At 40.1% G+C, this 12,871-nt stretch carries 13 protein-coding genes; 9 read left to right on the top strand and 4 right to left on the bottom strand.

Annotated features, from left to right (window positions below; genetic code table 11):
- Positions 1-355: 355 nt before the first annotated feature.
- From rpmB to ftsY, 4 genes are all read left to right on the top strand, one after another.
- A complete protein-coding gene (rpmB, locus tag SY85_RS04730; protein ID WP_066402039.1) occupies positions 356-592 on the top strand; it encodes a 50S ribosomal protein L28 in 237 nt (78 codons plus the stop codon).
- Positions 593-603: 11 nt separating this feature from the next.
- Positions 604-786, top strand: a complete 183-nt coding sequence (gene rpmG, locus SY85_RS04725; protein WP_066402038.1) for a 50S ribosomal protein L33 — start codon at positions 604-606, stop codon at positions 784-786.
- A gap of 87 nt (positions 787-873) precedes the next feature.
- The gene (locus tag SY85_RS24985; RefSeq protein ID WP_071890937.1) at positions 874-1,047 is read left to right on the top strand and encodes a DUF4295 domain-containing protein; all 174 of its coding nucleotides are present in this window, start codon (positions 874-876) and stop codon (positions 1,045-1,047) included.
- A 278-nt stretch (positions 1,048-1,325) separates the two neighbouring features.
- Complete coding sequence (gene ftsY / locus SY85_RS04720) at positions 1,326-2,291, top strand: signal recognition particle-docking protein FtsY (RefSeq protein ID WP_066402037.1); 966 nt, start codon at positions 1,326-1,328, stop codon at positions 2,289-2,291.
- Positions 2,292-2,373: 82 nt separating this feature from the next.
- On the opposite strand, the gene nhaA is transcribed toward ftsY, so the two are convergent.
- A complete protein-coding gene (gene nhaA / locus SY85_RS04715; RefSeq protein WP_066402036.1) occupies positions 2,374-3,567 on the bottom strand; it encodes a Na+/H+ antiporter NhaA in 1,194 nt (397 codons plus the stop codon).
- Positions 3,568-3,662: 95 nt separating this feature from the next.
- On the opposite strand from nhaA, the gene rimO reads away from it, so the two are divergent.
- Positions 3,663-4,979: a 30S ribosomal protein S12 methylthiotransferase RimO gene (rimO, locus tag SY85_RS04710; RefSeq protein ID WP_066402035.1), complete on the top strand. Its 1,317-nt coding sequence runs from the start codon at positions 3,663-3,665 to the stop codon at positions 4,977-4,979.
- Positions 4,980-4,983: 4 nt separating this feature from the next.
- Here rimO and SY85_RS04705 read toward each other — a convergent pair whose 3' ends face one another.
- Entirely contained in the window at positions 4,984-7,155 is a 2,172-nt protein-coding gene (locus SY85_RS04705) for a TonB-dependent receptor (protein ID WP_066402034.1), read from the bottom strand.
- Between the two features lie 343 nt (positions 7,156-7,498).
- On the opposite strand from SY85_RS04705, the gene SY85_RS04700 reads away from it, so the two are divergent.
- The 4 genes from SY85_RS04700 to SY85_RS25880 all read left to right on the top strand — a co-directional run bounded on the left by SY85_RS04700 (position 7,499) and on the right by SY85_RS25880 (position 11,117).
- Positions 7,499-8,623 (top strand): DUF4339 domain-containing protein, encoded by a 1,125-nt coding sequence (locus SY85_RS04700; RefSeq protein ID WP_066402033.1) that lies wholly within the window; start codon positions 7,499-7,501, stop codon positions 8,621-8,623.
- A 73-nt stretch (positions 8,624-8,696) separates the two neighbouring features.
- On the top strand, positions 8,697-9,680 hold the full coding sequence (locus SY85_RS04695) for an ion channel (protein WP_066402032.1): 984 nt from the start codon (positions 8,697-8,699) through the stop codon (positions 9,678-9,680).
- 109 nt (positions 9,681-9,789) lie between these two features.
- Positions 9,790-10,545: a DEAD/DEAH box helicase gene (locus tag SY85_RS25885; protein WP_226999008.1), complete on the top strand. Its 756-nt coding sequence runs from the start codon at positions 9,790-9,792 to the stop codon at positions 10,543-10,545.
- Positions 10,455-11,117 carry a helicase-related protein gene (locus tag SY85_RS25880; RefSeq protein ID WP_226999007.1) on the top strand — a complete coding sequence of 221 codons (663 nt, stop codon included), beginning with the start codon at positions 10,455-10,457 and terminating at the stop codon, positions 11,115-11,117. Before SY85_RS25885 ends, SY85_RS25880 begins: the two co-directional genes overlap by 91 nt.
- Positions 11,118-11,126: 9 nt before the next feature.
- Here the strand turns inward: SY85_RS25880 and SY85_RS04685 are convergent, their stop codons facing one another.
- Entirely contained in the window at positions 11,127-11,906 is a 780-nt protein-coding gene (locus SY85_RS04685; RefSeq protein WP_066402031.1) for an RMD1 family protein, read from the bottom strand.
- A gap of 450 nt (positions 11,907-12,356) precedes the next feature.
- The gene (locus tag SY85_RS04680) at positions 12,357-12,866 is read right to left on the bottom strand and encodes a GNAT family N-acetyltransferase (protein WP_066402030.1); all 510 of its coding nucleotides are present in this window, start codon (positions 12,864-12,866) and stop codon (positions 12,357-12,359) included.
- Positions 12,867-12,871 lie beyond the last annotated feature (5 nt).

Genomic DNA, 12,871 nt, shown 5'->3' with positions numbered 1-12,871 from the left:
TGGTGAAAGGGATCATTTTTCAAGGAGGGCCCCAGAGCGTGAACGGGACAGCATTAAATAAGGACTGGGTTGCAGCGTTGTGATAGGACTAAAACGGGAAAGCAGCCCAGATGTCTGATCCCTGACAGCACAGCCTGGCGGTGGGGTAGAGAGTAAGTCTCTATATATTATTCAGATTTCACCATCGGCCAATGACCATTGACTCTTGACTTAGAACTCAACATTCATCTATCTTTGAGCAAGTTCTGAGGTATGTGCTAAACGTTAAAAACGAAAGATTTATAGACTTTTTTCGTTTTTCCTTTCTACATTACTCTTTTTCCCCTACCTTTGCACTCCAAAATTTTCCAAAGTCATGGCACGAGTATGTCAGGTTACTGGTAAAACGCCAATTGGTGGTAATAAGGTGTCTCACTCTAATATCAAGACCAAACGTCGTTTCCTACCTAATTTGCAAACCAAGAGATTTTTCTTAGCAGAAGAGAATAAGTGGATTACTTTAAAGCTTACTGCTGACGGAATCCGTACGATCAACAAAAAAGGTTTATTAACTGTTGTAAAAGAGTTAAGAGCTCAAGGACAACATATCTAAAATAATTAACAATGGCAAAGAAAGGAAACCGCGTACAGGTAATTCTGGAATGCACTGAGCAAAAAACCACTAATGTGCCTGGTACTAGCCGTTACATTACTGAAAAGAACAAAAAGAACAATCCTGAGCGTTTGGAGTTGAAAAAATTCAACCCAAACCTGAAGAAGGTTACTGTTCATAAAGAAATTAAATAAATTTGGCCATGTGCCAATTTGGAAAGTGGCGTATGCCTTTTCCTTTAGCACAATAGCTGATTATCAAATTATTCAAATTAATTAATCATGGCAAAAGCAGCTTCAAAGAACGCGAAAACTAAAGATGCTAAAGCAGCAGCTGAAGCAAAGAACTGGAGCAAAGTGATTAGAGCTGTACGCAGCCCTAAGACTGGCGCTTATACCTTTAAAGAGCAAATCGTTCACAAAGAGAAAGTGAAAGATTTCTTAGCTCAAAAATAATTATAGGGTTAGTAAATTTTCCTGAAAGCTGCCTCATATCCATGGGGCAGCTTTTATTATGTCCGGTACTGAATGTCGGTTGTTTTCCATCCGCTTAGTATCTTGCAGCCCTAATAGGTCTTTAAATTGATGGTAGATGGCTCCGTGGGTATACTTCCCCTGGGTTATAAATTACATCGTAAAGCTCTGTTTCTTAATCATTTAAATATCCTTCAGGTCAAAAAAGGGCAAAGTAGTCTGGCTGCTCCCTTTAGGGGCTGGGGGTAAGAATTGTCACTATGGGATTTTTCAACAAGCTATTTGGTAAGAAAGAAAAGGAAAGCCTTGACGAAGGATTACAAAAAACAAAAGACAGTTTCTTTTCCAAGGTCTCTAAAGCCATTGCTGGTAAAAGCACTGTAGACGAAGAGGTACTTGACAATTTGGAGGAAGCCTTGGTGACTGCCGATGTGGGTATTGAAACCACCGTAAAGATCATTGACCAGATAGAGCAGCGGGTAGCTAAAGATAAATACTTGAATACAAGTGAGTTAAATAAGATATTGCAAGAAGAAATTGAAGCTATTCTGGTTGATGCACCTTCTTCTAACAGCTATGATTTCCATACCGATCTGCCTACAAAGCCCTATATCATTTTAGTGGTTGGGGTTAATGGTGTCGGAAAAACTACTACTATCGGTAAGCTTGCATATAACTTCCAAAAGGCAGGTAAATCGGTTTTATTAGGTGCTGCTGATACCTTTAGAGCTGCTGCGGTTGATCAGCTAACTATATGGTCAGAAAGAACAGGTGTACCTATCGTAAAGCAAGCAATGGGCTCTGATCCGGCTGCAGTGGCTTTTGATACTGTGCAGAGCGCTGTGGCACGTGGAACAGATGTGGTGTTGATAGATACGGCCGGCCGTTTGCATAATAAGCTTTACTTAATGGATGAGTTAAGTAAGATCAAACGTAGTATTGAAAAAGTATTGCCGGGTGCCCCTCACGAGGTATTGCTGGTGTTGGACGGTTCTACTGGCCAAAATGCCTTGGAGCAAGCCAAACAATTTACGGCTGCAACAGATGTTTCCGCTATGGCTATTACTAAGCTCGATGGTACAGCAAAAGGTGGTGTGGTACTAGCTATTGCCAACCAGTTTAAAATTCCGGTGAAGTTTATTGGTGTGGGTGAGAAGATGGAAGATCTGCTGGTATTTGACAAGCATGAATTTGTAGATAGCTTGTTTAGCTTGAACAAGGTTTAATCGATACGTTAGAATATATCTTCTTCATAATGATACAAGTCCAGCTTAGGCTGGACTTTTTATTTCTTTTGTATTAGCGAGATTATACTTCTGCTGAGGCTTTATGACTGGCTTTAATAGGTTTCTTTGTTGCAAAGTATAGAAATAGTAAGCCAAGAAGGGATGCTATTAGGGAGCCTATCAGTACAGATATTTTAGAGAATTGAATCAATTCGCTATCCTTAAAAGCCAGATTGGAAATGAAGATGGACATAGTAAATCCTATACCGCCCAGCATGCCGGCTCCGGCTAATTGCTTCCAGCTTACTCGATGCGGTAGAGATCCCCATTTAAGTTTGATTAGTAACCAACTAAACAATGTGATTCCAAGTGGTTTTCCAATAACCAACCCCAGGATTATACCTAAGCTATTACGTTCTGTTAGATGATAATACCAACCGGGATTAAGAATGATACCTGTATTGGCTAAGGCAAAAAGAGGGAGGATACCAAAAGCCACCGGTTTGTGCAGAAAATGCTGTAAATGGTAGGAGATATTATTGTCATCATCTTTATCGAAGGGTAAGGCAAAGGCGAAAAGAACGCCTGTTATGGTAGCATGAACGCCGGACTGCAACATGCAATACCACATGATGATACCAAATACAATGTAAACAGGCAGGCTGCGTATCTTAAAGCGGTTAAATAGAAGAAGTAAGCCAAATACGGCTAAAGCGGCTAGTAAGTAGCCCCAGGCAATTCCGCCGCTATAAAAAATAGCAATTACTAATATGGCGCCCAGGTCATCAATAATAGCCAGGGCTGTTAAAAAGATCTTTAGAGAGTGCGGTATACGCCTGCCTAATAAAGCCAGTATGCCAAGAGCAAAAGCGATGTCCGTGGCCATAGGAATGCCATAGCCCGATTGAGTAGCTGTGCCTTTGTTGAAGAAAAAGTGAATGGCAGCTGGCACTAACATTCCGCCAATCGCCGCTGCAATAGGCAGTGTGGCATTTTTAAGGTTAGAAAGCTCCCCTGCATAGAGCTCGCGCTCTATTTCCAACCCTACCAGCAGAAAGAAGATGGTCATTAGCCCATCATTGATCCATTGCTCTACAGAATAGTTCAGATTGACAGCAGGAAAGGAGAGGTTAACCTCCTCGTGCCAGAAATGGGTATAGGTTTCGCCCCAGCCACTATTGGCTAATAAAAGAGAAAGAATGGTGCATCCTAAAAGAACAATTCCGCCCGATTTTTCGCTTTCTGTAAACTCTCTATATAGGTGTCTGAATCGCATAATATCCTTTTATCTAAGCCTTACCAATAGCTACAAACTTATTTACATATTCCTAAACAGGATAAAATATAGAATACGGCTACCTTTGCAGCCGCATGAAAGCAAAAACACTCAAAAAAGATAAGGTCAACATTATCACATTAGGCTGTAGCAAGAATATGGTAGACAGCGAGGTTCTTAGCGGGCAGCTGCAGGCTAATGAAATTGATGTAGTTCATGAAAGCACTAAGCGTGATCATAACATAGTTATTGTAAATACTTGTGGCTTTATTGATAAAGCAAAAGAGGAGAGTGTGAATACGATCCTTGAGCAAGTAAGCCTGAAACAAAAAGGTAAGCTTGATAAAGTATATGTAACGGGCTGTTTGACGCAACGCTATCGTGATGACCTGGAGCAAAGTATTCCGGAAGTGGATGCCTGGTTTGGTACCATGGAATTGCCCCTGATCTTAAAAAGATTTGAAGCCGATTATAAGAGTGAATTGATTGGAGAGCGCTTACTGGCCACTCCACAACACTATGCTTATATGAAAATAGCTGAAGGCTGTAACCGTACGTGTGCTTTCTGTGCTATTCCTTTAATGCGTGGTAACCATACAAGCCGCTCTATTGAAGATCTGGTGAAAGAAGCGGAAACACTGGCCAAGCGCGGTGTAAAAGAGATCATGCTGATTGCGCAGGAGTTGACATATTATGGATTGGATATGTATAAAAAGCGTATGCTGCCCGATCTGTTGAAACGTTTGAGTGATGTGCCAGGTATTGAGTGGATCCGTTTGCACTATGCTTATCCGCATAAGTTCCCGATGGAGATATTGGATGTAATGCGCGAGCGCGACAACATCTGCAACTATTTAGATATGCCGCTGCAACACGCAGCTGATAATATGCTGAAGGCGATGCGCCGTCAGATTACCCGTGCAGAGATGGAAGACCTGGTTCAGAATATTCGTCAAACAGTACCGGGTATTTGTCTGCGTACCACATTGATTGCAGGTTTTCCTGGTGAAACATTAGATGATGTAGAAGAATTAAAAGGGTTCCTGGAGCGTCAGCGTTTTGACCGTGTGGGCATCTTTACCTATTCACATGAAGAAGATACACCTGCTTATGCATTGGTAGATGATGTACCTGCTGAAGAGAAACAGCGCCGTGCTGAGGAGATCATGGCCGTGCAACAGGAGATCAGTTATGAAAAGAACCAGGAGAAAGTAGGACAGACCTTTAAAGTATTAATTGATAAGAAAGAGGCTGGTCGCTATTTAGGCCGTACAGAGTTTGACAGTGTAGAAGTGGACAATGAAGTAATTGTACAAACTTCAGAAAAGCTGCAACCCGGATCTTTCTATAATGTCAAGATCACCAAGGCCTATGATTATGACTTGGAAGGTGAAGTGGTAAGCGGTAAATAATTGCTTACACTTTCTTTGCCCAATTCCAGCGAATGGCAAGATTTACAGCTCTACCATCTATAGGGGCCCAGATAGGCTTAAATACTGGGTTAGTAATAGTTCCGGTATATAAGCTTTCATGCCGGCTTTGACGATAATCCAACAAGTTTTCGCAATTCAATACTACGGTGAAATGATCACCAAGGTGTCTTGATACCACACCAGCCATAAACAAATAGGCTGGTGTTTTTGTGTCATTATCTCTGAACTGGCTTCCGGTATAAGAACCTTCTAACCCAAACCGCCATTTATCACCAACTTCATACACCATTACAAAGGCCCAGCGATTCTTGGGTGTAAGCGGCATGAACTTATTTTCTTCCAGATAGTTTCTATTCACAATTGTAAATGTGTAGCCAGCATACAACTCCCAGTCGTGCAGATTTGCCTGCACATACGTATCAAATCCTTTTGAAGTAACATTACTTCCTACATTATCAAAAAGAATACTGCCGTCGGTTTGCTCATTGGCAACTATCGGATTCTTTAACCGGGTTAGGAAGAAGGCGTTATTAATAAACAATGAAGCTCCGTTAGAGAAGCGCTGTTTAAAATTAATTTCTGCATTATAGCCAAGTGACTTTTCAGCTTCTGCAGTTGGCGGTAATGGTGCTATAGTTTCTATGGCGTAGTCGGTTGTTTGTGGCGATAAAGGATTTGGCGTTTTGTAACCAGCACCAAAGCCTAAGCGAGTCGCCCATTGTTCATTAAACCGATGAAAGAAAGCAATTCTGGGTAAGAAGAAATTGCCATATTGGTCGTGGTGGTCACCTCTTAAGCCTGTTTCTAAAGTGGTTTGATGGGGTAGGCGAACCGTTAGTTGTGTAAATGCGCCAATGGTATTGTTGTCAAAGTTTTCTAACAATATGGGGTCTGAAGGTTTTTTAGTGAACTCATCTCCCAAAAGGTTTATACCCGACACCCAGCTGATCGTGGGATTATTAAGTACATAAGATAGCTCGGAGAAGTAGTTGAGCTGGCGACCTTTAAAATAATGTACATCTGTAGTTATACCGTTAGTGAACGCACTGGTACTGGCTTTAAGCTCTACTGTATGTTGTTGGTCAATGGCATATTGCACTTGAACATCACCGGTATGGCGTTGGGAGGCATCCTCTTCAAAGAACTGGTGTATGGCGTCTTTTTGTCCTTTTAATACTTGCATATCGCCACCATTTCTTGTTTCAAATGTTCCGGAATACCCAATGGCAATCGTCAGATTTTGGGCAGGGTAAACAAAAAAGCGGGGGTGTATGATATAGGCATTCAGTTTAGGAACATCGCTAAAACCATCTTTGTTAACATCTACCGCATCCTGATGCGTGAGGCCGCCAAAAAATGTATAGCCAACATGTTTGTTTCTTCTTGCTAAATAGGTGTTGAAATTGCTTTCTTTTAGCGTTGTTTGGTTGAACGTTAATTCCCCCTCTTGTTTAAACGAAGGTTTTTTGGATATGAGATTAACCAGGCCACCAATTGCCCCACCGCCAAAAAGGGTAGAAGCGGCGCCTTTAACCAATTCAATTTGTTTTAGATCTAGTGGCGGTATTTGAAGAACACCAAAGCCTCCACTAAAGCCTTCAAATAGGGGCATGCCGTCTCTCAGGATTTGAGTATAGCGGCCATCCAATCCTTGAATGCGCACATTGGCGTTTCCTGATACAGCGGAAGATTGCTGAATTTGTATACCACTTACATCGCCAAGAATACTGGCAATATTGGCTGGCTTAAGGGTGTTTTCCTCACTCATTTCCTCTTGTCCAATTACTTCTACTTTTAAGGGAGCATTTTCAATTCGTTGGTTGGTACGCGTGGAGGCAACAATCGTTACATTCTCCAATTCATTATGTTCATTTGCCAGAAGAATCAGGTGTACAGATGTATCGGGTATGGCGAATTTTAAAGCTTGCGCTTCAAAGCCAGTGTAAGTAACCTCTACATTAATTTCACCAGCAGGCAAGTTCTTTACCTCTACATAACCACTATCGTTACTGAAGGAAATGGATTGATTAATCTTTATAGTTGCCCCTTTTAAGGCTTCATTAGTGGATCTGCTTTGAATGACAGCGCGGAAAGTATTTTGAGAAAAACTACTTAGAGAACAACATACCAGAATAGTAAAAAGCCAAAACCGCATAGATGAGTTTGAATGTCAAAATTGCTGCTTAATGGTGAAACTTCAAGAGCAAATACTTTTAATTTAAGTGGCTTTATGCAAATGCACCTATCCAATTTGGTGCCGGAGCGAAAACCAATGGCTGAATAAAACTTGCCTGGTAGAACAACACTTCAGCGAGGGTTGTATGCACTATTAGAAAGAAGAAAACGTGGCGAAATAGTAGGCGTGCGATTTTTATATCTGATCACACCTCTATTTTAAGTCACTAATTAATATCGTAACTTAGATATACCACAGTAAAAGAGAAAATTCGCCTATGGATTAAGATTTGCATATCTATTCAAGCTAATCTGTTAGGATAATGTACCGCATTCTTCGTAATAATAAAGAACAAGGTCCATATAACTTGGACGAACTGGTACAATTAAAGCTGCGGCCATATGACCTTATTTGGGTAGAAGGAAAAAGCGCCTGTTGGCGGTATCCAACTGAAATAGAAGATCTGAAATCCTATGTAATTGGCGCAACGCCCGCAACTATCACTCCAGAACCGCTACCTCAACCCGCTTTACCAACTGTTACGCATACTATTATTCCAGACTCAGAGGCGGTAATGGTGCAGGAAGAAAATGAGATAACAGCTGAAATGCTGGAGCAAAAGGCAAATGCGATTTATCAGCGTATTCAAGCGTACAATGAAAAAAACGAACAGGAAGCTAAAGATGTACAAACAAAATATGCTCGTTCACTTGAAGATCTGAAGCAGGATTATGCGGATTGGCTGCATGGTAAAAAGCATAAAAAAAGAGAAACGAACTTAAATTATAAGGGCTGGATAGCCTTTGGGGCCGTAAGTGCTGTGTTTATCTTATTTGTATTGGCTGGTAAAAACAAGGAGATCGTATGGCCTGTTTACAAACAAAAAGATGCAGTAGAAAATAAAGCAAAAGCGGACAAGCCAAAAGAAAGGCATCAATATTCAGCTCCAGTAGAAAGTAAAACGGTTATGCCGCAACAGGTTTCTGATAGTCAACGAACTACTATGGAAGCCTTTATTGATTCTATGAGAAAAGTACTGCACAAAGATGATGCTGCTGGAAAGGATATTCAGGATAAAATAGCAAAAAAGAAATCAAAAGATAGCCAACTAGCCATTCATCCTGTGCTCCCTAGCTCACCAATAGAAGATGAAGTGCCAAAGGTTCCTATTATTAAGGCCGCAGAATTGGATGGCCGGTATGTGCCAGGAGAAAATAGTACCCGTATCAAAGAGATTCATATTACAGTTCAAAACACGGGTACAGTTAAGTTGAAACAGGTAGCTGTAAACGTTTTCTATTATAAAAAGGGTGATCGGTTAGTAGATTCAGAAACAATCTATTTTTCCGATATTAGTCCAGGTAACTCTAGTACGCTGAATAAACAAGGAAGCAAAAAAGCTGTGACCGCTCGTTTTGAGTTAGGTGAATTAACTGCTGATAACTAACGAAGTAGTCTATTGCTATAATTCCTGAATTTCTTACACAAACATTTACCTTGTGGTTGCAAAACACTGCAACATGCCTTCTTTTAAAATCAACCCTTTTTCAAAAAAGAATCCAGATACGGGATTTGGAGCACAGGCCAGCAATATCGGAGGACGCTTTCTTAATAAGGACGGCACATTCAATTTGCATAAAAGAGGAATTCCCTGGTTGAATCGAACAAGTGTTTATTCCTATTTATTAGAGCTGTCCTGGTTGAGGTTTCTGGGTTTAATCCTTGCATTTTATTTAATAGTAAATAGTTTGTTTACATGTGTTTATTTCCTCATTGGCGAGGACCAGCTGCAGGGGTTACTTTCAAAAACAAGCTGGGGGCGTATTCGAGAGCTGTTTTATTTTAGCTCACAAACCTTTACCACGGTAGGGTACGGACGAATTAATCCGGTAAGTGATGGAGCTGATATTGTGGCATCAATAGAAGCGTTTTGTGGATGGTTGTTCTTTGCTTTAGTAACCGGCTTGTTGTATGGGCGATTTTCCAGGCCTAGAGCTTTTGTGTCGTTTAGCGAAAATGCATTGATAAGTCCATTTAAAGATGGTTGGGCATTTATGTTCCGCATGGTGCCTTACAAAGGCAATCACCACCTTACTGAAGCACGGGTTAATGTTACCATTTCTTTGCTTTTACCCAATGATGATAGGCCAGAATATCAATTCTTTCAATTGGCACTTGAGCGTTCTCGCATTGATATGTTTAATATGAACTGGACAGTTGTACACCCAATAGATGGTGAGAGCCCCTTATTAAATTTAACGGAAGAAGAAATAAAACAGACGGACCTGGAGGTGATGGTGCAAATGACGGGCTTTGATTCCATTTTTTCCAACCAGGTAACGCAGCGTACGTCATATACCTATAATGAAGTTATATGGGGTGCAAAGTTTAAGCCCATGTACCATGAGTCAGCTGATAATGCAACCACTATTTTAGATTTGAATAAACTTAATGCTTTTGAAAAGCTGGATGTTGTAAGTAAGAACGATTGGAAAGCAATGTAGTATCAAGCTTTCAAGGCATGAACGGTTACTTGTGTTAAATTTAAGCGATGAATGCAATAGTTGACTGAATATCACAAAGTAACAGTCGATACCTCGTACTTTTGCCGATATGCATAAGCGGCACTACTCAATAGAGACCATACTTTCCAACTTAAATATTGAAAACTTAAATGAAATGCAGGAGGCTTCAATTGAAGCCACTAAAAAACATGACAATGTAATGATCCTTTCTGCTACAGGTTCGGGAAAGACATTGGCCTTTTTACTACCCGTATTACAGCATATTGATGGCCATAACAAGAATACGCAGGCAATAGTGATTGTACCGTCTCGTGAGTTGGCCTTGCAAATAGAACAGGTGTTCCGTACCATGGGTACAGGGCTAAAAGTAACTTGCTGTTATGGAGGCCATAAAAGAGAAATTGAAGAAAATAATCTAATACAACCACCCGCCGTAATTATTGGTACGCCAGGCCGATTGGCTGATCATATTCGTCGTGGCAATATTACTGTCGATTCAATAGAAACTGTTGTATTAGATGAATTTGATAAATCGCTTGAGCTCGGTTTCCAGGAGGAAGTAGCCACTGTTATTTCTGCGTTTAAAAATATTAAAAGGCGCATATTGACTTCTGCTACCCAGGCGGTAGAAGTACCTGATTTTGTAGGGCAGCTACACTTGAACAATTGGATTTTTTGCCTGCAGATGCAACACCTAAAGCAGCCTTATCTGTTCAGTACATTGTTTCTGACGATAAGGATAAGATTGACACCTTGTTCCAGCTGCTATGCTTCATCGGGAGTCGTTCAACTATTATTTTCTGCAATCACCGGGAGTCGGTGGAAAGAGTGCATAAGCTATTAAGCGAAAAAGGAATAACAAGCACTTTTTATCATGGTGCTATGGAGCAACGTGATCGTGAAGTAGCATTGGCAAAATTCCGTAATGGAAGTATTCAATTCTTAGTAACAACTGATTTAGCGGCCAGAGGTTTGGATATTACCAATATCCGATACATTATTCATTATCATTTACCTGCAACCGAAGACATTTTTACTCATCGAAATGGACGTACGGCTCGCATGGATGCCAGTGGAACGGCTATTTTAATCTTAAATAGCGAAGAGGCAATTCCGCCTTACATATCAGTACCAGTTGAGGAGTTAACTGTTCCGGAAAAAAATGCCGTGCCGGAGAAGTCAAAGTGGGTGACTCTTTTTGTGGGTGCTGGTAAAAAAGATAAAGTCAATAAAATAGATATAGTAGGCTTCCTGACAAATAAGGGAAAGCTAAAGAAAGAAGATGTTGGGTTAATTGAAGTAAAGGATTTTTTCTCATTTGTAGCAGTAAGAAGAAACCAGGCTAGTCATACCTTGCAATTGATTAAAAATGAAAAAGTAAAAGGGAAGAAAATAAAGATTGAAATAGCAAAATAGTATTTCTGACTATTGGAATAGTTTTTCTATAAAGAGGTTAACAACTTCCACAAAGATCAGTGCTATTATTATCCATTCTAGAACGCTGCTATGGCGGTATTGTAGTAGATCTTTGAATAGGTCCAGGTTTTCTTTTACAATGCCTAGTCCTTCTGAAATGTTGCGTGTACGTTCTTGTAAGTCAAATGTGCGTTTCAAATCAATGTCAATCTTATTTAGTTTTTCATCTTCCCAGGTTTCAGGTGGAGAATCGAAAATGTAAAGGTTCTCGATAATGCGATTCTTTAAATTTAGTGTCTTGCCAATATAGCGTTTTAGGTTGCGGCCAGAAATATTAAGGCGGCCCTTTTGCTCTAGGATCAGGGTGTGGAAATTGGTATCCTCCAACAGCTTAGTTGTAAGTTCGGAATAATAGTCTAAAGCTACCGATTGAGAAACATTGAGCATTATAAGGCGTAACACATCGATAGCTGGTTCTTCAATTTCGATTCTGTTGTAGCCGATCCGCGTCTCTCTAGCCCCGGTTTTAACTAAGAATTCTTCATTTAAACTTTCTCCTAAATAGTTCTTGCAGTAAGGGTTAATGATTTGTAGGAAGCCGGTGATCTCTATTGCATCATAATTCAAAAAACAAACAACGCCATATTTAAAGACATAGATGTATTGACCATTGTCTGGGATATAAAATAGCTCATCAGAGTCGCTGTAATGTAATTCAGCCTTGAAGGCTGCTTTGAAACCCTTAATATCAATACTGTCGGCTATTTGAAAGGCAGTTACATACAGCATAGGTATGTATAATGGTTAGGGGAAAGGGAATTGATTGCAAAATACATATTTAAAAGAGAGGGAGGAATTATAGAGCATTACGAATTCCATGATGGTGAAACAAATTGCAACATCATGTTCCCAATATTAAAATTCATGTAGTTTGAATCTTTTTGTAGTGCCCTGAGTGAGCGATTTGAGCCCTTCAAATACATTTATTTTATTTCACTCTATAATAGAAATTTGCGTTGAGTGATAGCTCTAATTGAGTTCTATAGGGTCATTAAAGGCAAAATGGGGAATTGTTTGCCTGCTTTCGATAGTCATTTACTCAGTTAATCTCTAGAAATAGAGAATCGCCTTCGCTAGAGCCTATAAATCAAATGGCATCTTAATTGTAGAGGTATATATGGTTTTTCATAGGATATTGGATTTTAAAGCGGGCTGAGGTTTCTACCTTAGCCTTTTTTATTAAACCGGGATTTCAAATAAGCTATACAGTTCGCCTTCTTTGTAGTGTGCAGGTAAACGGCTGCTATCTTTTAAGCTTCTAGTGCCCAGGTAGGTAAAGCCACAGTCCATATAATATTGATTCAGTTTAATGTTGCCACCCCATGTGTCAAGCCTTACAAATGATCTATTTACTGTTTTAGCATATTGCACTGCCCAGTTGGCAATGTGTTTTACAAAGCCATTCCCTCTAAAGGCGGTGGCTGTAGCTATGCGGTGAATATAAATAGAGGGCTCTAAGTCTTTTTCTTCCCATATAAGAGGATCATTGAAAGTAGTGGCGAAAACACACGCAATTTGACCATCAACTATAATTTTCCATTGGTGATTTTCCAGGATTTCGGCTTCTATTAAGCTCTTTTCAAAGCCTACCCAATTTTTTGTAAATACCTTTTTCTGGTGCTCTGTGGCTTGGTTGTACAAGTTAAAGATGGTGTTCACATCGGCTAATGAACTATTTAAAATGATCATGGTGA

It is taken from the genome of Flavisolibacter tropicus (assembly GCF_001644645.1).
In the GTDB taxonomy this organism is placed as follows: Bacteria; Bacteroidota; Bacteroidia; order Chitinophagales; family Chitinophagaceae; genus Flavisolibacter; species Flavisolibacter tropicus.
The sequence above is the reverse complement of the archived record's forward strand: the minus strand, read 5'-3'. Positions and strand labels throughout refer to the sequence as shown.